20 protein-coding genes, 2 tRNA genes and 1 riboswitch are annotated in these 20,668 nt (G+C 75.9%); of the genes, 16 read left to right on the top strand and 6 right to left on the bottom strand.

Translation table 11 applies throughout. The annotated features are described in order from the left end of the window. Positions 1-56: 56 nt before the first annotated feature. From trmB to ACFVVL_RS24500, 5 genes are all read left to right on the top strand, one after another. Positions 57-887: a tRNA (guanosine(46)-N7)-methyltransferase TrmB gene (gene trmB / locus ACFVVL_RS24520; protein WP_387678601.1), complete on the top strand. Its 831-nt coding sequence runs from the start codon at positions 57-59 to the stop codon at positions 885-887. A 126-nt stretch (positions 888-1,013) separates the two neighbouring features. After that, positions 1,014-2,402, top strand: a complete 1,389-nt coding sequence (locus ACFVVL_RS24515; protein WP_387678598.1) for a PrsW family intramembrane metalloprotease — start codon at positions 1,014-1,016, stop codon at positions 2,400-2,402. A gap of 85 nt (positions 2,403-2,487) precedes the next feature. After that, positions 2,488-2,561 (top strand) — tRNA-Met (locus ACFVVL_RS24510). 233 nt (positions 2,562-2,794) lie between these two features. Further along, positions 2,795-3,550 (top strand): hypothetical protein, encoded by a 756-nt coding sequence (locus tag ACFVVL_RS24505; protein WP_380297491.1) that lies wholly within the window; start codon positions 2,795-2,797, stop codon positions 3,548-3,550. A gap of 447 nt (positions 3,551-3,997) precedes the next feature. After that, entirely contained in the window at positions 3,998-5,134 is a 1,137-nt protein-coding gene (locus ACFVVL_RS24500; RefSeq protein WP_380297493.1) for a hypothetical protein, read from the top strand. Positions 5,135-5,273: 139 nt separating this feature from the next. Here ACFVVL_RS24500 and ACFVVL_RS24495 read toward each other — a convergent pair whose 3' ends face one another. From ACFVVL_RS24495 to ACFVVL_RS24480, 4 genes are all read right to left on the bottom strand, one after another. After that, positions 5,274-5,723, bottom strand: a complete 450-nt coding sequence (locus ACFVVL_RS24495) for a GNAT family N-acetyltransferase (RefSeq protein WP_380297495.1) — start codon at positions 5,721-5,723, stop codon at positions 5,274-5,276. 37 nt (positions 5,724-5,760) lie between these two features. Then, positions 5,761-6,495, bottom strand: coding sequence for a class I SAM-dependent methyltransferase (locus ACFVVL_RS24490; protein ID WP_387678593.1), 735 nt, complete (start codon positions 6,493-6,495; stop codon positions 5,761-5,763). An 80-nt stretch (positions 6,496-6,575) separates the two neighbouring features. Beyond that, entirely contained in the window at positions 6,576-7,310 is a 735-nt protein-coding gene (locus ACFVVL_RS24485; protein WP_387678591.1) for a sensor domain-containing protein, read from the bottom strand. A 124-nt stretch (positions 7,311-7,434) separates the two neighbouring features. Beyond that, positions 7,435-8,019 carry a GNAT family N-acetyltransferase gene (locus tag ACFVVL_RS24480; RefSeq protein WP_387678589.1) on the bottom strand — a complete coding sequence of 195 codons (585 nt, stop codon included), beginning with the start codon at positions 8,017-8,019 and terminating at the stop codon, positions 7,435-7,437. Between the two features lie 43 nt (positions 8,020-8,062). Between ACFVVL_RS24480 and ACFVVL_RS24475 the strand changes: the two genes are divergently transcribed. Beyond that, positions 8,063-9,010: a hypothetical protein gene (locus ACFVVL_RS24475; RefSeq protein WP_387678587.1), complete on the top strand. Its 948-nt coding sequence runs from the start codon at positions 8,063-8,065 to the stop codon at positions 9,008-9,010. A 58-nt stretch (positions 9,011-9,068) separates the two neighbouring features. On the opposite strand, the gene ACFVVL_RS24470 is transcribed toward ACFVVL_RS24475, so the two are convergent. Beyond that, positions 9,069-9,926 carry a M23 family metallopeptidase gene (locus ACFVVL_RS24470; protein WP_380297505.1) on the bottom strand — a complete coding sequence of 286 codons (858 nt, stop codon included), beginning with the start codon at positions 9,924-9,926 and terminating at the stop codon, positions 9,069-9,071. A 12-nt stretch (positions 9,927-9,938) separates the two neighbouring features. Continuing rightward, a riboswitch (cyclic di-AMP (ydaO/yuaA leader) is annotated at positions 9,939-10,097 on the bottom strand. 245 nt (positions 10,098-10,342) lie between these two features. Here ACFVVL_RS24470 and ACFVVL_RS24465 point away from each other — a divergent pair. The 3 genes from ACFVVL_RS24465 to ACFVVL_RS24455 all read left to right on the top strand — a co-directional run bounded on the left by ACFVVL_RS24465 (position 10,343) and on the right by ACFVVL_RS24455 (position 12,228). Next, positions 10,343-10,633 carry a YiaA/YiaB family inner membrane protein gene (locus ACFVVL_RS24465; RefSeq protein WP_380297507.1) on the top strand — a complete coding sequence of 97 codons (291 nt, stop codon included), beginning with the start codon at positions 10,343-10,345 and terminating at the stop codon, positions 10,631-10,633. Positions 10,634-10,760: 127 nt separating this feature from the next. Further along, a complete protein-coding gene (locus tag ACFVVL_RS24460) occupies positions 10,761-11,588 on the top strand; it encodes an alpha/beta fold hydrolase (protein WP_380297509.1) in 828 nt (275 codons plus the stop codon). Between the two features lie 70 nt (positions 11,589-11,658). Beyond that, positions 11,659-12,228 carry a TetR/AcrR family transcriptional regulator gene (locus tag ACFVVL_RS24455; protein WP_380297511.1) on the top strand — a complete coding sequence of 190 codons (570 nt, stop codon included), beginning with the start codon at positions 11,659-11,661 and terminating at the stop codon, positions 12,226-12,228. Between the two features lie 63 nt (positions 12,229-12,291). Here the strand turns inward: ACFVVL_RS24455 and ACFVVL_RS24450 are convergent. After that, positions 12,292-12,365, bottom strand: a tRNA-Ile gene (locus tag ACFVVL_RS24450). Between the two features lie 187 nt (positions 12,366-12,552). Between ACFVVL_RS24450 and ACFVVL_RS24445 the strand changes: the two genes are divergently transcribed. The 7 genes from ACFVVL_RS24445 to ACFVVL_RS24415 all read left to right on the top strand — a co-directional run bounded on the left by ACFVVL_RS24445 (position 12,553) and on the right by ACFVVL_RS24415 (position 20,656). Further along, complete coding sequence (locus ACFVVL_RS24445) at positions 12,553-14,880, top strand: SpoIIE family protein phosphatase (protein WP_387678582.1); 2,328 nt, start codon at positions 12,553-12,555, stop codon at positions 14,878-14,880. A 173-nt stretch (positions 14,881-15,053) separates the two neighbouring features. Then, positions 15,054-16,613 carry an ATP-binding protein gene (locus tag ACFVVL_RS24440; RefSeq protein ID WP_387678634.1) on the top strand — a complete coding sequence of 520 codons (1,560 nt, stop codon included), beginning with the start codon at positions 15,054-15,056 and terminating at the stop codon, positions 16,611-16,613. After that, entirely contained in the window at positions 16,597-17,010 is a 414-nt protein-coding gene (locus tag ACFVVL_RS24435; RefSeq protein WP_380290961.1) for a roadblock/LC7 domain-containing protein, read from the top strand. Before ACFVVL_RS24440 ends, ACFVVL_RS24435 begins: the two co-directional genes overlap by 17 nt. Beyond that, the gene (locus ACFVVL_RS24430) at positions 17,007-17,357 is read left to right on the top strand and encodes a DUF742 domain-containing protein (protein ID WP_380290963.1); all 351 of its coding nucleotides are present in this window, start codon (positions 17,007-17,009) and stop codon (positions 17,355-17,357) included. The genes ACFVVL_RS24435 and ACFVVL_RS24430 overlap by 4 nt, the downstream gene beginning before the upstream one ends. A gap of 16 nt (positions 17,358-17,373) precedes the next feature. Beyond that, the gene (locus ACFVVL_RS24425) at positions 17,374-17,985 is read left to right on the top strand and encodes an ATP/GTP-binding protein (protein ID WP_380291050.1); all 612 of its coding nucleotides are present in this window, start codon (positions 17,374-17,376) and stop codon (positions 17,983-17,985) included. Continuing rightward, positions 17,982-19,574, top strand: a complete 1,593-nt coding sequence (locus tag ACFVVL_RS24420) for a cytochrome P450 (RefSeq protein ID WP_387678577.1) — start codon at positions 17,982-17,984, stop codon at positions 19,572-19,574. Before ACFVVL_RS24425 ends, ACFVVL_RS24420 begins: the two co-directional genes overlap by 4 nt. Then, positions 19,571-20,656: a cytochrome P450 gene (locus ACFVVL_RS24415; RefSeq protein WP_380290967.1), complete on the top strand. Its 1,086-nt coding sequence runs from the start codon at positions 19,571-19,573 to the stop codon at positions 20,654-20,656. The genes ACFVVL_RS24420 and ACFVVL_RS24415 overlap by 4 nt, the downstream gene beginning before the upstream one ends. The last annotated feature ends 12 nt before the right edge of the window (positions 20,657-20,668 follow it).

The raw sequence follows: 20,668 nt of genomic DNA, 5'->3' as shown, positions 1-20,668 counted from the left end.
GGGACCGTCACAGGCCCTGCGGCCCGCGCCCGACGGCCCCGTAGACTCGGGTGATTGTGACTGCCACCGCCCCGATCCCCCAGCCCTCGCCCTCCGCCCGGCTCTCCGCGGCACCCGCCGCGTACCCCGCGCCGATGTACCCGCACAAGGCCACCGAGGCCCAGCACAGCGAGCGGCGCATCCGCAGCTTCCAGCCGCGCCGGGGCCGGATGACCAACGCCCAGGCGGGCGCGCTGGACCGGGGCTGGGAGCAGTACGGCATCGCGATCGACGGCACCCCGCTCGACCTGCCCGCGCTGTTCGGCGGCCTGCCGGTCACCCTGGAGATCGGCTTCGGCATGGGCGAGACCACCGCCGCGATGGCCTCCGCCGACCCCGCCATGGGCATCCTGGCCGCCGATGTCCACACCCCCGGCCACGGCAACCTGCTCGGCCTGCTGGAGCGCGACGGCAGCACCAACGTCCGCCCGGCCGCCGGTGACGCCGTGATCCTGCTGCGCGACATGCTGTCCGACGCCTCGCTGGCCGGCCTGCGGGTCTACTTCGCCGACCCGTGGCCCAAGCCCAAGCACCACAAGCGCCGGCTGGTCCAGCCGTCCTTCCTGGAGCTGGTGCTGCCCCGGCTGGCGCCCGGCGCGCTGGTGCACTGCGCCACCGACTGGGAGCCGTACGCCGAGCAGATGCTCGACGTGCTGTCCGCCTCGCCGGAGCTGGAGAACCTGCACCCCGAGGGCGACGGCACCGGCTGGCTGGAGCCGGCGGACCACCCGGACGGCTCCGTCCCCGGCTACGCGCCGCGGCCCGACTGGCGCCCGGTCACCAAGTTCGAACGGGCCGGCCTCGCCAAGGGCCACGTGGTGCACGACCTGCTGTTCCGCCGCCGCTGAGTCCCCGCCGGGTGTTCGACCCGGCGGGCCCCGACGGCCCCGGCGACCGCCGGCGGGCCGGACCGGAGCGGGGCGTTCGCTCCGACTCCCCCCGGCCGCCGGGCGGCGTGGCCTACCCTGTGGCGCGTGAGCACCCCGCCCGGCGATGGGTACCACCTCACCGTGCGGGCCGCCGACGACCGAGAGATGCCCACGCCCACCGCCGGCCCCCGGACCATCCCGGGGCCCCGGCGGCGCCGGGCGCACCGGCTGCTGCCCGCCGCCCCCGCGCCCGTCCCCGCCCCCGGCCGGACGGACGCACCCGCCGCCCCGGCCGCCTCCCCCGCGGACCCCGCGGCCCGCACGGCCCCCGTCTCCCCCGCGGCCCGCGCCGCGCGCTCGCTGCGCCGGTCGGTGGTCCCCTCGGTGAGCGCGACGGTCGTGCTGGCACTGGCCGGCTGCGGCGTGCTGATCCTCCACCTGGTCCGCCGCCAGACCGGCACCACCGGACTGCTGGTCGGCCTCGGCCTGGCGACGGTCCCGCTGCCCTTCGTGCTCGGCGGGCTCGCCTGGCTCAACCAGACCGCCCGGGTGCCGCTGCGGTACACCGTGTTCTGCCTCGGCTGGGGCGCCTGCGCCGCCACCACCGTGGCCATCCTCGCCAACGGCTGGACCAGCACCTACCTGAGCACCCACCAGGGCAGCCTCGGCGAGGCGCTGGGGGCCGACCTGGTCACCCCGGTGATCGAGGAGAGCGCGAAGGGCGCCGCCCTGCTCGTCCTGCTGCTGCCGCTCGGCCGGCGGCTGCGCTGCGCGGGCCTGCGCTCCGGCCGCCCCCGGCCCGGACCCGGCGGGCCGCACCGGCTGCCCGGCCCCCGGCAGCCGCGCGGGTACCGGCGCCGGCTCGCCCGGCCGCACGCGCGCGGCCGGCTGCGGCTGCGCCCCTACCTGCGCCCGTTGCCCCACCCGCTGCCCCGGCCGCGCCCGGGGCCGCTCCCGGAGGCCGGCGGGCGGGCGGCGTTCCCCGGCCACCGGCGGGCCCGCTCCCGGCCGCGTGCGCTGGCCGCCGGGGTGGTGCTCGGCGGGATCACCGCCTGCGGCTTCGCCTTCACCGAGAACGCGCTCTACCTGGGGCGGGCGTTCACCGACGACCAGCAGCAGCGGCTGGACAGCATCGGCCTCGGCGAGCCGCCGAGCCTGCGGGACTTCGACGGCACCGTGCAGACCTTCGTCCTGCGCGGGCTGCTCTCGCCGTTCGCCCACCCGCTGTTCACCGCGCTGACCGGGCTGGGCCTGGCGCTGACCCTCACCACCGGGCGCCGTGCGCTGGCCCGGCTGGCGGCGCCGGCCGGGCTCGTCCTGGCGATGGCCCTGCACGGCACCTGGAACGCCGCGGCCGACCTCGGAACCCGGGGCTTCCTGCTGGTGTACGCGGTGCTGATGGTGCCCTGCTTCGCGGCACTGGTCTGCTTCGCCGCCTGGGCCCGGACCCGGGCCGGGCGGCACACCCCGCGGGGACCGGCGCGGGGCGGGTGAACGGTGCCGGCCCGGACGGGCCGGGGGGCGGATGTGGAACCGATTTCCCATCCGGGCGACTTCCCCGTATGGTGGTGTTCACCGACGCGGGGTGGAGCAGCTCGGTAGCTCGCTGGGCTCATAACCCAGAGGTCGCAGGTTCAAATCCTGTCCCCGCTACTCAGTAGCCGAAGGGCCCGGAGGATTCTTCCTCCGGGCCCTTCGTCATGCCCGGCCGGCTCGCTCCGGCCCTGCCCCGGCCCTGCCCCGGCCCCGTCCCGGCCGCGGCACGGTCCTGCCACGAAGGTGTAACGGCACGGCGCGTCAAGATCGCCTAAGTAATATTTCGATCATACTGAGCGGGAAAGTCACCCGTTCGGACGCGCACTGTCGCGCCGGGTTAGGAAGCACTCATGCTCTCGAAGCGCCTTGCCGGCACCGCCGCGATCTGTCTGCTGCTCGCGGCCGGAGCCACCGCCTGCGGCGACGACAAGGACTCCGCGACGAAGCTGGACACCGCCAAGCTCAGCGCCGAGGAGATCCAGAAGAAGGCCAAGGACGCCCTCGCCGGCGCCACCTCGGTCAAGGTCGTCGGCTCCATCAGCAACGCCGACGAGAAGATGACCATCGACCTGGCGGTCGACACCAAGGGGCAGTGCAAGGGTTCCGTCACCATGCCCGGGGTGGGCAAGTTCGAGCTGCTGGGCGACGGCAAGCAGGTCTACCTGAAGCCCGACAGCGAGTTCATCGCGAACGTCGCCGGGGGCGGCGCGGACGGCGCCAAGGCCGCCGAGCTCCTCAAGGGCCGCTACATCGCGGGCGTCCAGGACGACCCGGAGATGAAGGAGCTCACCACCGCCTGCAACCTCAAGGACCTCACCAAGAGCTTCGTCGAGGACGGCAAGTCCACCGACCTCACCAAGGGCTCGGCCGGCACCGTCAACGGTGCGAAGAGCTTCAGCGTGAAGTCCAAGAACAGCAGCGGCGACGAGATGGTCCTGCACGTCGCCACCGAGGGCACCCCCTACCCGCTGCGGATCGAGAAGACCGGCAAGGGCGGCGGCCAGGCGGACTTCACCGAGATCGACAAGCCGCTGACCGTCCAGGCCCCGCCGGCCGACCAGGTCATCGACTACTCGAAGTTCAAGTCCGAGGCCACGCCCGCCTGATCCGGCGACGGCCGGCCGGAACGGCCGCGGCAAAATGCGTTGCCCTCCACCCGGTGGCCTGCCTACGCTGGCGGCACACTGAAAGGAGGTGATCCTGAATTGAGTTCCATCAGGATGCGTGAGGTGGCTGCTCGCTAGAGCCGCCCCTGCCTGCGCAGGGTGGGGCCCCAGGCCTCCGGCAGGCGAAATCCCAAGCAGTCACCCGGCCCGCGGGCTCACCGGTACATCCCCGGTGCCTCGGCGTCCGGCCCCTCGCAGGGCCCGGACGTCGCGGAGCAGCCCGCGGGCCGTCTGCGTTCCCGGACGCCGCACGGCCGGGCCGGACGGGGCCGGACGGGTGTGTCCGCGGGCCGCGCGGGGCATCACGCCCTCGGCGTCGGGGGCATCCCCGCTAGAGTCGGCGCGCGCTCCGCAGGGGTGGGGTGCGGGCACTGGGGGTGGTGGGCGATGGCGACGACGGCGACCGGGCGGACCGGCGGCGCGGCGGCCGTGCGGACGGCGCAGCGGGCGGCGGCCGGGCTGCTGCTGGGCGCGGGCCTGCTGGGGCTGCTGCTGTTCTCGCTGGGACGGCCGCACCCCTGGCAGGCGCTGGGCGGCGGACTGGTGGTGGCCTGCGCGGCGACGCTGGCCGGCGGTGCGCTGGGGTTCCTGTTCGGGGTGCCCCGGGTGCGCGGCGCCGGGGGCGCGGAGGGCGGCGGGGGCGGGGAACCGCACGGCTCGTACGCGCCGAACACCAACCTGGAGCAGGTCTCGGACTGGCTCACCAAAGTGCTGCTGGGCGTCGGGCTGACCCAGCTCGGCTCGCTCGGCGAGCGGCTCGACCGGCTCGGCACGGCGCTCGCCCCGGCCCTGGGCGGCGGCGCGGGCACGGCGCCGTTCGCGGCCGCGCTGGTCCTGTACTTCCTGCTGCTGGGCTTCCTGGCGGGCTGGCTGCTGACCCGGCTGGCGCTGCCGCGGGTGCTCTCCGACGCCGACCAGGCGCTGGACCTCTTCCTGGCCGGGCAGGACCGGGACCGCAAGGGCGACAAGGTGGGCGCGGACGACCTGCGGATGCGCGCGATGCAGCACCTGGGCCTGGTCGGCACCAGCGCCGGCCAGCCGGACGACCTGCCCGGCTCGATGCTGCCGGCGGACCGGACCGCCGGGCCGGAGCGGGTGGTGGCCGAGGTCCGGTCGACGGCCCGGCGGTCGGCACTGACGGCGTCCCGGGTGCGGGAGCTGTTCGCGGACGGCTCGGAGGGGCGGCGGGTCCAGGCGCTGGCCCTGATGCAGGGCGATCCGGCGCTGGCCGACCTGGCGAGCGTGCTGGAGGCGATCGAGCGTCCGCGCTCCGGGTTCGAGCAGTACCACGCGCTGCTGGCGGCGCGCGGGCTGATGTCCCGGCTGCCGGCCGAGGAGGCGCGGCAGCTGCGGGACGCGGTGGCCGGGCGGCTGATGGCGCCGGACGGGATCCCGTACGGCTCGGACCGCAGCTGGCTGGCGGAGAAGATCCTCTCGGGGCTGGACACGCCGGTGTTCCTGCCGCAGCAGCCGGGCGGACCGGAGCCGGCGCAGCAGCCGGCGGCGTCCGAGCAGAGGTCCTAGCCGGCGGCCGCCCGCCTTCGAGCCCCCCCCCGGAGGGTAGGCCGGCCTGCGTCCGGGTGCGTGCATCTGCCCGCGGGCACCTCCCGGCCGCCGGGCCGGGGGCGCGTCGCCCGGCGGCCGGGGGTTCGAGGGCGGGTCCTCAGAGCGGGAAGCGGAGCTCGGGCCGGTCCCAGCCGATCGGCGGCCGGGCCGGGAAGGTGCCGGTCCGCTCGGCGCCCATCCGCAGGTAGAAGGCCTCGGCGGGCGGGTGGGAGACGACCCGGACGCCGCCGGTGATGCCGATGGCGCGGGCGCGGTCGAGCAGGTGGGTGATCAGCCGGCGGCCGACGCCGAGGCCCTGCGCCTCGTCGGCGACGAACATCAGGTCGAGCTCGGCGGGGTCGGTGATCAGCGCGTAGAAGCCGAGCAGGTGGTCGTCGTCGGCGCGCACCGCGAGGTGGACCTCGTGCCCGGCCAGGTACTCGGGCGTCACCCGGTAGCCGGCGATCATCGGCGCGTAGTCGCCGCGGTAGGCGGAGCAGTCCTGGATCAGCGCGGTGAGCCGGTCGGCGTCCGAGGCCGCGGCCGACTTGATCAACATCTCGGTCATGGTCGACGAGTATAGGGGTGAACCGCATCTGTGACCATTACGTGCGGGGCCCGGCCCGGCGCAGGACGAGCACCCGCTGAGCACGGCCGCCCCGGTCGGCGGGCGGCAGTACGCGGACCTCGCTGGCGATCCGGCGCTCGCCGAGCGCGCGGCGGACGGCGTCCAGGCGGGCGGTGCGGCGGCCCTCGCCGTCGTGCAGCGGATGGACCCGGACCTCGCCGCCGGGCGCGGTGACCCGGACCAGTTCGGCCAGCGCCGCCAGCTGCCGCTGCGGCCCGAACAGCTCGGGGTAGGCGAAGAGCAGGTAGCCGCTCAGGGTGAGGGCGAAGGTGCCGTCCGCGAAGGGGAGCCGGGGCAGCGCGGCGGCGACGTACTGCCCGGGGTGGGCGGCGCGGTCGGCGGCGAAGAGCCGGCGGGCCCGGTCCCAGCCGCGCAGGTAGTGCTCGGGCCGGCGGTGCCGACGGGCCGGGTAGAGGTCGGGGCGGGCCTCCATCGCGGCGGCGATGGCGGCCCGGGCGGCCAGGGCCCGGGCGGCGATCTCACCGGCCGGGCGGGCGTACACCGGGTCGGCCGCGATGACCAGGCAGCCGAGCGGGCGGGCCTCGGCGGCGAGCCCGGCGGCCCCGCCGGGACAGTCGAGCAGCGGGCCCGGCAGGGCGGCGATCCCGGCCCGGGTCAGGCCGAACAGGCCGCAGTACTCGTCCAGCGGACGGGAGGTGACCAGGGGCGCGGGCGGGGCCGCGGCCCGGGCGCGGGTGGTTCGGTCGGCCATCGCGGCCATCCGACCACGGGCCCCGGCGGGCCGCACCCGGAGGCGTCCGGGCGGGGCCCGCCGGTCGGCGGGGCCGGGGGTCAGCGGCCGAGCAGGCCGCGGGCGGCGAGCCGGTTGACGTTGGTCAGGCCGCGCACCAGCTGCGGGGTCAGGAACACGAACAGCATCCCGAGCAGGCAGACCCCGGCGATCTGCAGCGGCGACTCGATGTAGTACTCGTGCCGGACGCCGTCGCTGCCGGTGAAGTCGAAGACCCGGTAGCCGGGCCAGTCCACGTAGCGCGGGAACACCCAGTGGTAGACGGGGTAGAGCGCGAGCGCCCAGCCGACGCAGAGGAAGACCAGCGACACCGCCATGCTGAGGATCGCCCAGGGGAACATCACCACCTGGTACAGCACGGCCTTCCAGCCAGCCGCGTCCGCGATCCGGGCGGTGATCCCGCCCCAGGCGCCCGGGCGCACGGCGCGGACCGGCGCCGGGGCGGGCACGTCCAGGGCGAGCAGGCCGCGCACCCGGGCGCGCTCCAGGCCGCCGAAGCCGCGGGCGGCGGCGGTCAGCGCGGCCAGCACCGGCAGGCCGAGCACGGTGACCACGGTGCCGACGCCGAAGGAGAACAGCGCGACCGCGACGGCGAAGCCGGCGACCGCCGGCGGCAGGCCGGTCAGCGTGAAGCCGACCTCGCGGTAGAAGTAGGAGGTGAACGGGGCCCGCCAGGCGTACGGCGGCTCCTCGATGCGGCGGGCCACGGCGTGGCGCTCGCCGCCGTCGTACGCGGGGTGGTCGTACTCGTCGCGCTGCATGCTGTGGGTGCTCATGGCCGGTCTCGGTCCCTCGGGTCGGTCGCGGGTCGGGCTCGTGGGGTCTGTCCTGCTGACCCCCTCAGCCTGTCAAAACGCGCCCGGGCCGGACATCCGGCTCCCCGGCGAACCGGGGGTGGGGTTATCCCCCCTGAACGGCGCCCCCGGCCGGTTCGTCGTCGGCGAGCAGCGCGTACTGGTAGGCGTCGCGCCAGCCGTCGTGGCGCCGGTAGTCGTGCCGGACCCGGCCCTCCAGCCGGAAGCCCGCCCTGGTCAGCACCCGGACCGAGGCGGCGTTGTCGACATCGGCCCGGGCCTCCAGCCGGTGCAGGCCGAGCGGGCCGAAGGCGAGGTCCCGCAGCAGCCCGACGACCTCGCCCGCGTAGCCGAGCCCCCAGACGTCGCGGCGCAGCGCGTAGCCGAGGTGGGCGGCCCCGTGCGGGCGCAGACCGAGCGCGGCATTGCCGATCGGGACGGCGCGGGCCGGGTCGTCGGCGTCCGCGAGGCGGACGACGGCCAGCCGGTAGACCTCCCGGGGCTCCCGCTCCGCCTCCTCCAGGTACTGGGCGACCTGGTCGGCGCAGGTCTCGTGGTCGCGCGGCGCGAACGGCAGGTAGCGGGTGGCCTCCGGGTCGCCGAACACCGCGTGCAGCGCCGCCACGTCCTCGGGGGTGTGGTGGAACTCGCGGACGGCCAGCTGGCGGCCGGTGAGTCGGACGGGGACCATGGCTCCCGACCCTACCCCCGACCAGCGGTTACGGTTCGTGGTTATGGAAGACGAAGACCTGCGGCTCGCCCCGCGCACCAAGGCCGCCGAACTGCTCGCCTGGGCGGAGGCGGAGGGCCGCGAGCCGGTCGCCGAGGCCCCGCTGCGGGCGGTGCTGGCGCTGCTGGAGCTGGGCGGCGGCAGGATGCACGACGGCTGGCCGGAACTGACCTCCGCCGCGGTGGAGCACCTGCTGTACGAGCGCCTGTACCTGTACGTCCAGCCGGAGCCGGGGCAGGATCCGCTGGCGTACGGCGCGGCGGTGCGGCTGCTGGTCGACCACCAGCGGGCGGCGAAGCGGCTGAACGCCAAGCGCCAGGAACGGCTGCACGCGGAGGCCGAGTGGCAGGGCGAGGTGGCGGCCGGGCTGCTGCGCCGGGCGGACCTGGTGACCTGGCCCCGGCTGTACGCGCTGCTGCTGCGCGCGGCCGGGGTGGACACCGGCGACGGGGCGGCGGTGCGGGCCTGGCTGGAGGGGTTCCGGGAGCTCCCGGCGCAGGAGCGGACGGCGGCGTTCACGGCGCTGGAGGCGGACGGCGTGCTGGACCCCGTGGACGACGGGGGCTGGGACGGCGGGGCGCGGACGCTGGCGGTCGGCATGGCCACCGACGGCGCCCGGCGGCTGCTGGAGCAGGGGCTGATGGAGCGCAGCTACCGGAACCTGGCGGAGCTGACGGCGCTGGGCCGGCCGATGCCGGAGGAGCTGGCCGGGGACTTCGGGGCGTTCGAGGAGGCCGCGGTCGGGGTGGCGCTGGAGCTGGCCGGCGCGTGGACGGTGCCGGGGCTGCCGCGGCTGCTGGTCGAGGAGTTCCCGGAGCTGGCGCCGGAGCCGGGTCAGGCGGAGATCGACGCGTACCTGGCCGGGCTGGAGCCGACCGGGGACGAGGCCGGCGACGAGGCCCCGGACGGGGCCGACCACGGGACCGGGGCCGGGCTCGCGGCCGGGGCGTAGGAGCGCGCGAGGGGCCCCGGCCGGACGGCCGGGGCCCCTGGGCGCGGGCGGGGAGGCGTCAGGGAGTGACGCCGCGCTGCTCGAACCAGGCCTCCGGGTCGACGGGCGCGCCGCCGCCGGGGCGGACCTCGACGTGCAGGTGGGCGCCGGTGACGTTGCCGGTCGCGCCGACCTTGCCGATCTGCTGGCCGGGGACGACCTTGCCGGAGCCCTTGATGATCGAGGAGAGGTGGCAGTACCAGATCTCGGTGCCGTCGGGCAGGGTCTCGACGATCCGGTAGCCGTAGGCGCCGGCCCAGCCGGCCGAGGTGATGGTGCCCTGGCCGACCGCGTAGACCGGCTCGCCCTGGTCGGCGGCGAAGTCCAGGCCGGTGTGCAGGTGGGCCCAGTAGCGGGCGCTCTGGCCGTAGTGGGCGGAGAGCCGGTAGTCGCGCACCGGCAGCTTGATGGCGGCGAGCTTGGCCTTCTCGGCCTCCTCGGCGGCGCGCTTGGCCTGCTCCTGCTGGGCGACCTGGGCGGCGCGCTTGGCCTCGGCCTCCTGGGCGGCCTGGACGCGGGCGTTCTCCTCGGCCGCGGTGCGCTGGCTGTCGGCCTGCTGCTGGATGCGGGCGGCGAGGGCGAGGCCGGGGTCGGCGGAGAGGGTGGCCGGCAGCTCGTCGGGCGCCTCGACGGCGGGCGCGGCGGCCGGGGTGGCGGAGGCGAAGCCGGTGGCGCCCAGGGTGGCGGCGACGGCGGTGACGCCGAGCAGCGGAGCGGTGCCGCGGCCCTGACGGGGCATCCGGTGCCGGCTGGTCCCGTCGGCCGGCGGGGCGGTCTCGTCGGCGGGGCCGCCGAAGGGGCCGTGCCCGGTGAACGGGCCGGGGTGGTCGAGCAGCTGGGTGCCGGACGGGTGTGCCGGGGTGTGCGTCGACGCCACGGAGGCGCGCTCCTTTCCTTCCTTCGCGCCTACCGGGTTAGCTGACGGGTTCGGAGCAGGAAGGTCTCCTACGGCCGGGCCTGGGCCTGGCCGATTCACCCCAAGGAACGTGGTTCCCCGGCTCCCTGGCCTGCCCGGAGGCCGGCCGGCGGGATTAGGCGACGGCGCACGGTGCCGTCTGGGTACGGCGTTGCGGACCGCGCTGCGTTATCAAACGTTAATCCGAGAGCCCCCCGATTCCAAGCCGTCCGTTGCCGGCGGCGGGATACGGACCGGGTACCACGCGACCCGATGGGCGATTTGGGACGTTTGATGACAACTGACACTACCGAACGTGTCGGGACGTCAACGAACGACCCCTCACTTGAGTACGCCTACTCATGTGCGACCGGGCCGGGCGCGGCCATCCTGACGCCATGAGCGCACCGATGCAGTCCCGCACCACGGCCGCGTACCACATCCAGGCCGTGCTGTCCTTCGCCCTCTCCGCCGCCGCCCTCGGCATCGGGATCGCCTTCCTCCCGGTGGAGCCGTGGACCCGGGCGTTCCTCGCCCTCGGCCTGCTCTACACGATCACCTCCACCTTCACCCTCGCCAAGGTGGTCCGGGACAAGCAGGAGACCTCCGAGCTGGTGACCCGGGTCGACCAGGCGCGGCTGGACAAGCTGCTGGCCGAGCACGACCCGTTCCGGGTGGAGGGCGTCTGACCGGACGCCGACGGCGGGCCGGAGCCGGACGGGCGGGCGAGAGTCGATAGCTTGACGGCTAAGGCTATTAGCCTTAGCTTTATGGCTATCGGCACTCCGCCGACGGTCCCGCCCCAGGAGGCTCCCCATGAACGGCACCCTCGCCCCCGTCACCCGCCACCTCGACCTGCCCGGCGGCCGGATCGCCTTCGACGACACCGCGCACGGCGAGGGCGTCCCGGTCGTGCTGCTCCCCGGGATGCTCGACAGCCGGGCCGCCTACCGGCACCTGCGCCCGCTGCTGGCCGCCGCCGGCCGCCGGGTGATCACCATGGACCTGCGCGGCTTCGGCGAGTCCTCGATCCTCTGGGACGACTACTCCCCCGCCGCGATCGCCGGTGACGTCCTCGCCCTGCTGGACCACCTGGGCATCGAGCGGGCCGTGCTGGCCGGCAACTCCTACACCGGCGCCAGCGTCGTGAAGGCCGCCGGGGACGCCCCCGGCCGGGTCGCCGGCATCGTCCTGCTGGACGCCTTCGTCGAGAACGTGCCGCCGAACGCGCTGCAGCGCCTGGTGGTCGGTGCGATGGGCGCGATGCTGGTGCGCTCGCCCGGGTTCTGGGGCCTCTACCACCGCACGATGGCCTTCCCCGGCCCCAAGCCGGCCGACCACGAGGAGTACGTGGCCGGGCTGGTCGCCGCGATGCGCACCCCGGGCCGCAGGACCGCCACCCGCGGCTACGTGCGCGGCGACTCCGCGCCCGTCGGCTGGACGGCCGCCGTACGCTGCCCGGCGCTGGTGGTGATGGGCTCGAAGGACCCCGACTTCGCGAAGCCGGAGCTGGTCGCCGACCGGCAGGCCGCCGCGCTGAACGCCCGCAAGGTGATGATCGAGGGCGCGGGCCACTACCCGATGGCCGACCACCCGCGGGCCACCGCCGACGCCCTGCTGTCCTTCCTCGCCGACCTGGCCTGAGCGCCGCCGCCGTCCCGAAGCGTCCCGAGCCCGTCCCCCGCCCCCGCCCCCCGTTCCCAGGAGAACCGCAGTGCCCCGAGTCGGACTGACCCCCGAGCAGGTCGTCGGCCACGCCCTCGCCCTCATCGACGAGCAGGGCCCCGAGGCCCTCACCCTGGCCGCCGTGGCCGCCCGCGCCGGGGTCGCCACCCCCTCGCTGTACAAGCACGTCAGCGGCGGCCTGGCCGAACTGCGCCGGCTGGTGGCCGTCCGGGTGACCGGGGAGCTGGCCGACCGGCTCGCCGAGGCGGCACTCGGCCGCAGCGGGGACGCTGCGGTCGCCGCCGTCCTGCGGGCGTACCACGCCTACGCCACCGAGCACCCGCACCGCTACGGCGCCCTGCCGCAGGCCCCGCAGCCGGACCCGGACCTCACCGCGGCGGCCGGCCGGCTGGTCGGGGTGATCGTCGCGGTGCTGCGCGAGTACGGGCTGGAGGGCTCCGAGGCGATCCACGCCGCCCGCACCTTCCGCTCGCTGGCCCACGGCTTCGCCGCCCTGTCCACCGGCGGCGCCTTCCAGCTCGCCGAGGACCTCGGGGAGACCCAGCAGCGGATGATCACCGTGCTGACCGCCGGTCTGCGCGGCTGGCCCCGCCCCTGAGCGGCGGGGCCGAGCACGCCGAAGGGCCCGGAGCGGGATCGCTCCGGGCCCTTCGGCGTGGTGTGGGGCTAACAGGACTTGAACCTGTGGCCTCTTCCTTATCAGGGAAGCGCTCTAACCGTCTGAGCTATAGCCCCGTACCCTCGGCCCCGCCTGCACGGCGGGACGTCGTACGGAGAAGGGTACCGGACCCGGCGGGGGTGCTCGCACACCGGGGAAACCCGGTGCCCCGGGACCTGCCGTTCGCCCCACGCCTCACCCACTTAAGAAATAAGGTATTAAGAATTAACTGCCCCATAAGGAACCGGAGAGGCCGGCCGTCCCGTGGACCCGCGCAGCAGCCCCACCGCGCGCAGTGCCATGCGCTGCGTCCGCTTATTGCTCGGCTGCACCAGCGCCGCCGAACTGCTCGGCACCGTGCTGGCCGAGGGCCCGGGCTGGATCACCGGCGAGGGCTCGGCGCTCTACCTGCTGGACCCCGCCGGGATGCTCCGGCTGTCCGCCTCCCACGGCCTGCCCGACTGGGCCCACGAGCGCTACAGCGTGGTCGACCCGGCCAGTGAGCTGCCCGCCGCGATGGCCCTGAAGCTGCGCCGCCCCTATCTGCTGAGCCCCGAACGCACCAGCGTCGACTACCCCAACCGGAACGCCGGGATGGGCACCGGGATGGTCGCCATCGTCACGCTGCCGATGGTCGTCGACGAGCGGCCGATCGGCGTGCTCGCCCTCGCCCTCGCCCACCGGGGGATCGTCCCGCGCCGCGACCTGGACGTGCTGGAGACCCTCGCCGACGCCTGCGCGCACCGGCTGGCGTACCTGCTGGACCACGCCGGGGCGCCCGGAGCGCCCGGAGCGCCGCGCACCGGCGGGGCCGCGCCGAACGGGGTCCGCCCCGGTCCCGCGAGCTGCGGCGACCCGGCCGCCGGGACGGCCCACCCGCTGCTCTCGCTCGCCGTCCGGGCCGCCGGGCACGGCGCCTTCGAACGCGACCTGGTCACCGGCGAGACCCACTGGGACGCCCAGGCGCTCCGGCTGGTCGGCCGGCCCGCGCCGCAGGACGGCGGCCCGGCCCCCGCGCCCGACCTCGACCTCGTCGTCCACCCCGAGGACCTGCCGGACGTCCAGGCCGCGCTCGCCGAGGCGCTCGCCACCGGCGGGCCGTACCGGATCCGCTACCGGGTGCCGCGCCGGGGCGGCGGGGTGATCCGGATCGAGGAGACCGGCGAGGTCATGCTGGACGTGCACCGCCGGCCGGTGCGGATCTCCGGGCTGATCGCCGACCTCGACCACGGCCGCGCCCCCGGTGAGCGCCCCGCGGGCGGACGGTCCGGGCGGTCGGCCGGGGCCGCCGAGCGGGCGGCCGTCGTCGGGACGTCCGCCGCCGGGGCCCGCTCGGCGCTGCTGCTGGCGCTCACCCGGGCGCTGTCCCGGGCGGTCACCGTCCGGGACGTCACCACGGCCGTGACCGACATCGCCCGGCCCGCCTTCGGGGCGGCCAGCATCGTGCTCGACCTGGTCGACGAGGGCCGGCTGCTGCCCGTCGCGCACACCGTCTACGGCGGTCCCCTGCGCACCGAGCTGACCCGGCTGGCCGACCTGTCCGAGGGCGTGATGCAGCGCGCGCTGGCCCGGTCGGCCCCGCTGTTCAGCGAGCCGGCCCGGCGCGGCCGGGGCCGGGACCGCGAGCGCCCGCCGGGGGCGGGCAGCACCGGGGGCGGCGGTCCGCTCGCCCCGGGCGCCTGGGCGGTGCTGCCGCTGGTCGCCTCCGGCCGGCAGGTCGGCTCCTGTCTGATCACCTTCGCCACCGAGCGGATCTTCAGCCGCGAGGACCGCACCCTCTACTCCGCCTTCGCCGGCATCCTCGCGCAGTCCCTGGAGCGCGCCCGCCTCTACGACACCCACCACCACCGGGCCACCGAGCTGCAGCGCGCGATGCTGCCGCGCACCCTGCCCCGGCTGCCCGGGATCGCCAGCGCCGCCCGCTACCTGCCGAGCACCGAGGGCATGCAGATCGGCGGCGACTGGTACGACCTGCTGCGGCTGCCGGACGGCCGGATCGGCCTGGTGATCGGGGACGTCCAGGGCCACAACGCCGAGGCCACCGCGGTGATGGGCCAGCTGCGCAGCGGTCTGCGCGCGTACGCGACCGACGGGCACGATCCGGCCGCCACGCTGGCCCGGACCAGCCGGCTGCTCGCCGAGCTGGACACCGAGCTGTTCGCCACCTGCCTCTACCTGACCCTGGACCCGGCCGACGGCACGCTGCGGGCCGCCCGCGCCGGGCACCCGGCCCCGGTCCGGATCACCGAGGACGCCAAGGCGGTGGAGCTGGAGCTGCCCGGCGGCCCGCCGCTGGGCGTCGCCCCGGACCGGCCGTACCCGCTGACGGTGGAGCACCTGACGCCCGGCGAGACGCTGCTCGTCTACACCGACGGCCTGGTGGAGGACCGCGAGGAGGACTACGACGAGTCGGTGCAGCGGATGCTCGGCGGACTGGAGCTGTGGGCGCGCAACGCCGGTCCGGTACGGGTGGAGCCCGGTCCGGCGCTGGAGAGATTGGCCGATCTGCTCACCCTGAACGTCACCGAACGGCGTTCGCGCCCGGACGACGTCGCGTTGCTGCTGTTGCACCGGTTGTCGGCTGTGCACTAGCGGGGCGGGTGGGACACCGGTCGACGGTCCACGGACGGCCCACGGGGCGCCCGATCGGGCCCGAAGCAGTACGGATTGGCGCGGTATTGACAGGATATCGACGAGATCCGGTCACTTGGCGAGATCCGTTCACACCTTCGTAGGATCATCGCCCTAGAATTCGCCGCGTGACGATGACTCAGTGGTGCGCAACGGCAACAGGCGTGCTCGCCGTCCTCGCCCTAGTGGCCGCCGCCCGCTACCGCGCGGTCGCCGCCACCCAGCGCCGCCGGGCCGGCGACCAGCAGCGCGAGATCGCCGCCCTGCGCGACCGGCTGACCAGCGAACTCTCCCGCCGCAGCGCCGAACTGGCCGCCGTCCAGCACGAACAGGAGCTCACCGCCTCCACCCAGCGGGCCTTCCTCAGCGTCGCCCGCCGGATCCTGGTGATGGCCCACGACCAGCAGGCCCTGCTGGACGAGATGGAGCGCACCCACGACGACCCGGCCCTGCTGGAGGGCCTGCTCAAGGCCGACCACGCCGCCGCCCAACAGGCCCGCCTCGCCCAGACGCTGGCCGTGCTCTGCGGCGCCCGGGCCGGCCGGCACTGGCCCGAGCCGGTCTCGCTGGAGGACGTCGTGCGCGGCGCCCAGTCGCGCATCCTGCCCTTCCAGCGGGTGATGATCCGCAGCCGGATCGAGACCGCCGTGGTCGGCGCGGCCGCCGAGGCGCTGATCCACGCGGTGGCCGAGCTGCTCGACAACGCCACCCGCTACTCCCCGCCCAGCACCCAGGTGTTCGTCACCCTGATGCCCGTGCACAACGGCGCCGTCATCGAGATCGACGACGGCGGCGTCGGCATGCCCGAGCAGGCCGTGGCCAAGGCCTCCGCCGCCCTGGCGGGCGGCTCCACGGTGGAGATCTCCCGGCTCGGCGAGGTGCCGCAGCTCGGCCTGGCCGCCGTCGGCCGGCTCGCCGAGCAGTACGGGTTCCGGGTCACCCTCAGCTCCGCGCCCTCGCCCTACGGCGGGGTGCGGGTCGTGGTGCTGCTGCCGAACGCGCTGCTCACCGAGCCGCTGCCGCCGACCGTGCCGGGCCTCGGCGCGGGCGACGCGGTGTTCGGCGGCGGACCGCGCCGCCCCGGCCCGCCGCCGGCCGCGACCGACCGGGGCACCGGGTACGGAGCGGCGCCGGCCCGGCCCGGCCAGGGCGCGGCCGCCCCGTACGACCCGGCCCGGGCGACCGGCCACCCGCCCGCGTACCCGCCGGTCAGCGGCTACCCGCCGGCCGTCACCCCGCCCGCCGCGCCCCGGACCGGCGACGCTCCCGGGGCCGGCGCCCCGGGGGACGCCGCCCCGGCGTACGGCGCCACCCCGCCGCCGCTGCCCCGCCGGAGCCACCGGCGCGGCCGTGCCGCCTCCCGGCACGCGGCCGGCTCCGCCGCCACCCCGCCGCCTCCGCCGTACCGCTCGGCGCAGCAGGCCCAGGCGTTCATGTCGATGTTCCAGGCCGGAACCGCCAGCGGCCGTTCGGCCGCCCGGGCCAACTCCCAGGCCCAGACGGCGTACCAGGCCAGGGCCGGGGCCGAGGCCGGTCAGCAGGACCGGGCCCGCCCCCGCGGCCCGTTCGGCCAGGACCAGGGCGGTCCCCTCCCCTCGGGCCACTCCCCGGCCCCCGCCCCGCACGACCCTTCCCTTCCCGCTTCCCCCCAGCTTCCCCAGCGCTCCGGAGAGTTCCATGACCACCACCCCTGACCTCGGCTGGCTGCTCGCCGACATCATCAACGTCCCCGAGGTCCAGCACGCCGTCGTGGTGTCCAACGACGGCCTGGAGATCGGGCGCAGCGAGGGCATCGTCCGCGAGGACGCCGAGCGGCTCGCCGCCGCCTGCTCCGGCCTGCAGTCGCTGGCCCGCGGCGTCGCCCAGGGCTTCGGCGGTCACCACAGCTCCACCCGGCAGATCATCATCGAGTACGGCGGCGGCTACCTCTTCATCGTCGCCGCCGGGGCCGGCGCCCACCTGGCCGTGGTGACCGGCGAGGCCGTCGACGCCGGCCTGGTCGCCTACCAGATGCAGGTCCTCGTCGAGCGGATCGGCACCCACCTCACCAGCCCGCCGCGCGCCGACCTCGCGGCGGGGGGCCACCGGTGAGCGGCGGCCCGGTCCGCCCCTACGTCATCACCGGCGGCCGCAGCCGCTCCACCCGCCCAGAGCTGGCGGTCGAGAGCCTGGTCAGCGCCTTACCGGAGCGGCCCGAACTGCCCGAGGACGCGCTGCTCAACCGTGAGCACCAGCGCATTGTCGACCTCTGCCGCAGCCTGCTGTCGATCGCCGAGGTGGCGGCCCACCTGGGGCTGCCGCTCGGCGTCGTCAAGGTGCTGGTCGGCGACCTCTGGGACCTCGGCGCCGTCCAGGTGCTCCCGCCCGTCCCGCAGGCCGAGCGTCTGCCCACCACTCTCCTGGAAGAGGTGCTCGTTGGCCTCCGCCAACTCCGCTGACCCGCTCGCCGGCCCGGTGGCCGACGCGTCCTTCGGCCCGCCCGCCGAGCCCCAGTACCTGCCGCCGTCCGTCCAGGGCGCGGTGAAGATCCTCGTCACCGGCCCGTTCGGGGTCGGCAAGACCACCCTGGTCGGCTCGCTCAGCGAGATCACCCCGCTGCGCACCGAGGAGACCATGACGGCGGCGAGCGCCGGCGTGGACGACCTCACCGGGCGCGGCGACAAGAGCACCACCACGGTGGCGCTGGACTTCGGCCGGATCACCCTCAACCGGCGGCTCGCGCTGTACCTGTTCGGCACGCCCGGCCAGCAGCGGTTCTGGCCGCTCTGGGACGACCTGTCGCGCGGCGCGCTGGGCGCGATCGCCATGGTCGACCTGCGCCGCCCGGACGAGAGCTTCGACGTGCTCGGCCGGCTGGAGGAGCAGCAGATCCCGTTCGCCGTCGCGGTCAACACCTTCCCGGACTCCCCGAGTTACCCGGAGGAGGAGATCCGGGCCGCGCTGGACCTGCTGCCCGGGGCGCCGGTGCTGTACTGCGACGCCCGGGACCGCCGGGCGGCGTACGACCTGCTGATCGACTTCGTCGACCACCTGCACCGCACCGCCGTCCTGGAGCTGGAGCGATGACCCTTCCCGAGCCCGCCGGCACGGCCGCCGTCCCGCCCCCGGGGTGCCCCGCGCACGCGGGCGGGACGCCCGGCGCCGCGACCCACCGCGGGACGCTGCCCGGCGGGCTGCCCGTCGGGGTGCCGCTCACCCCGCTGTACGGCGCCGCCGTCGCCGACGACCCGCACGGCCTGTACGCCCGGCTGCGCGCCCAGTACGGCCCGGTGGCGCCGATCGAGCTGGAGCCGGGGGTGGAGGCCTGGCTCGTCCTCGGCTACCCCGAACTGCTCGAACTCACCCGCAACGAGGCGCTGTTCTCCAAGGACTCGCGCCGCTGGCGGGTGCCCGCCGAGGGCCGGCTGGCCGCGGACTCGCGGCTCCAGCCGATGACCTCCTGGCGCCCGACCCTGCTCAACCTGGACGGTGCCGAGCACCAGCGGCTGCGCGCGGCCGTCGCCGACACCCTCGCCCAGATCGACCACCGGCAGCTGCGCGGGACCACCGAGACCGCCGCCGACGCGCTGATCGACAGCTGGGGCCCGGACGGCACCGCCGACCTGGTCGCCCAGTACGCGCGCCGGCTGCCGCTGCTGGTCTTCACCCAGCTGCTCGGCCTGCCCCCCGAGGCCGGCCCGCACCTCATCCGGCTGATCAGCCACATCGCCGACAGCGGCGCCGAATCGGTGCGCGCCAACCAGGAGTTCCAGGCCGTCCTGGTCGACCTGGTGCAGCGCCGCCGGGCCACCCCCAGTGCCGACCTCACCTCCTGGCTGCTGGCCCACCCGGCCGCGCTGACCGACGAGGAGGCGGTGCACCACCTGGTGGTGATGATGGTCGCGGGGAACGAGACCACCATCTGCTGGACCGGCAACACGCTGCGGCTGCTGCTCACCGACCGCCGTTTCCGGGCCACCCTCACCGGCGGCCGGCTGACCGTCGCCGACGCGCTGGAGGAGGTGCTCTGGCGCGACCCGCCGACGCAGAACTTCCCCGGCCGCTGGGCCACCGGCGACACCGTCCTCGGCGGCCAGTACATCAGCGAGGGCGACATGCTGGTGCTCGGTCTGGCCGCGGCCAACGCCGACCCGGCCGCCCAGGGGCCCGGCGCGCTCGGCCACGGCGCGCTCGGCGGCAACCGGGCGCACCTGGCGTGGGGCGCGGGCAAGCACGTCTGCCCGGCCCAGCACCCGGCCCGGATCATCGTCGAGACCGCCGTCGAGACCCTGCTGCACCGGCTGCCGGACCTCCAGCTGGCCGTGCCGGCCCATGAGCTGGCCTGGCGTCCGTCCCCCTGGTCGCGCGCCCTGATCAGCCTTCCGGTGCTCTACAGCGCCTTCACCCCGCCCCGCCCGCCCGCCCCCGAGAGGCCCTCCGCATGGACACCGCCGCCGATACCGGCAGACCAGGAACCGACCGTCACGCCGGACCCGGCGCAGGGGGCGCGGACGCCGGAGGGGACACCGGCGGCGCCGGCCTTCGGGGCGGGCGGCCCGGACCCGTCCGGCTCGACGCCCTCGGACGCGACCAGCACGGGGAGAACGCCCGCCTCCGGGAAGCCGGCCCGGCGGTCCTGGTGGAGCTCCCTGGCGGGGTGGTGGTCTGGGCAGTGACCCACCACGACACCCTGCAAGGCCTGCTCGCCGACCCGCGCGTCGGCAAGAACCCGCAGCTGTGGACGACCTTCCGGGAGGGGCGGCTGCCCGAGGGCTGGCCGCTGATCACCTTCGTCACCGTCCCCGGCATGATCACCGCCGACGGCGAGGACCACCGGCGGCTGCGCGGCCTGGTCACCCAGGCGTTCACACCGCGCCGGATCGCCGCCCTGCAGCCCGCGATCGAGGCCCGGGCGACCGCGCTGCTCGACCGGACCGCCGGGCTGGAGGGCGCCTTCGACCTGCGCGAGCACTTCGCCTACCCGCTGCCGATGCAGGTGATAGGCGAGCTGCTCGGCCTGCCGCCCCGGCAGCAGGACGAGCTGCACGAGCTCTCCGACACCCTGGTCTCCAGCTCCGCGACGCCCGAGGCCGCCGTCGCCGCGCAGCGGTCGCTGTTCGCGCTGCTCTCCTCGGTGGTCGCCGCCAAGCGGGCCGAGCCCGGCGACGACCTCACCACCGCCCTCATCGCCGCCCGCGAGGACGACGACCGGCTCAGCGAGAGCGAGCTGGTCGGCACCCTGCTGCTGATGCTGGTGGCGGGCCACGAGACCACGCTCAACCTCATCACCAACGCGGTCCGCGCCCTGCTCGCTCACCCCGGGCAGCTGCGGCTGGTGCTGGACGGCACCGTGCCGTGGTCGGCGGTCGTCGAGGAGACGCTGCGCCACGACTCGCCGGTCGGCCAGTTCCCGCTGCGCTACGCGACCGAGGACATCCCGGTCGGGGACGTGGTGATCCGGCGCGGCGAGGCGCTGCTCGCCTCCTACGCGGCCGCCGGGCGCGACGGCGCCCACCACCCGGACGCCGACCGCTTCGACGTCACCCGGCAGCCGAACCGGCACCTGTCCTTCGGGCACGGCCCGCACTTCTGCCTCGGCTCCGGGCTCGCCCGGCTGGAGGCGGAGACGGCGCTGCGGCTGCTGTTCGAGCGCTACCCGGCGCTGGCGCTCGCGGACGGGCCGGCGCCGGAGCCGATCGGGTCGTTCGTCAGCAACAGCGTGCGCACGCTGCGGGTGACCGCCCGGGCCGCGCGGTGACCGAGGGCGGCC

Origin of the sequence: Kitasatospora sp. NPDC058115 (genome assembly GCF_042884635.1) — a bacterium.
GTDB lineage: Bacteria > Actinomycetota > Actinomycetes > Streptomycetales > Streptomycetaceae > Kitasatospora.
The sequence above is the reverse complement of the archived record's forward strand: the minus strand, read 5'-3'. Positions and strand labels throughout refer to the sequence as shown.

Bases quoted from the DNA above. Each gene is read 5' to 3' on its own strand.
- ACFVVL_RS24505 (WP_380297491.1), top strand. From the start codon at position 2,795: ATGCTCTCGAAGCGCCTTGCCGGCACCGCCGCGATCTGTCTGCTGCTC.
- ACFVVL_RS24500 (WP_380297493.1), top strand. From the start codon at position 3,998: ATGGCGACGACGGCGACCGGGCGGACCGGCGGCGCGGCGGCCGTGCGG.
- ACFVVL_RS24495 (WP_380297495.1), bottom strand. From the start codon at position 5,723: ATGACCGAGATGTTGATCAAGTCGGCCGCGGCCTCGGACGCCGACCGG.
- ACFVVL_RS24490 (WP_387678593.1), bottom strand. From the start codon at position 6,495: ATGGCCGACCGAACCACCCGCGCCCGGGCCGCGGCCCCGCCCGCGCCC.
- ACFVVL_RS24485 (WP_387678591.1), bottom strand. From the start codon at position 7,310: ATGAGCACCCACAGCATGCAGCGCGACGAGTACGACCACCCCGCGTAC.
- ACFVVL_RS24480 (WP_387678589.1), bottom strand. From the start codon at position 8,019: ATGGTCCCCGTCCGACTCACCGGCCGCCAGCTGGCCGTCCGCGAGTTC.
- ACFVVL_RS24475 (WP_387678587.1), top strand. From the start codon at position 8,063: ATGGAAGACGAAGACCTGCGGCTCGCCCCGCGCACCAAGGCCGCCGAA.
- ACFVVL_RS24465 (WP_380297507.1), top strand. From the start codon at position 10,343: ATGAGCGCACCGATGCAGTCCCGCACCACGGCCGCGTACCACATCCAG.
- ACFVVL_RS24460 (WP_380297509.1), top strand. From the start codon at position 10,761: ATGAACGGCACCCTCGCCCCCGTCACCCGCCACCTCGACCTGCCCGGC.
- ACFVVL_RS24440 (WP_387678634.1), top strand. From the start codon at position 15,054: ATGACTCAGTGGTGCGCAACGGCAACAGGCGTGCTCGCCGTCCTCGCC.
- ACFVVL_RS24435 (WP_380290961.1), top strand. From the start codon at position 16,597: ATGACCACCACCCCTGACCTCGGCTGGCTGCTCGCCGACATCATCAAC.
- ACFVVL_RS24420 (WP_387678577.1), top strand. From the start codon at position 17,982: ATGACCCTTCCCGAGCCCGCCGGCACGGCCGCCGTCCCGCCCCCGGGG.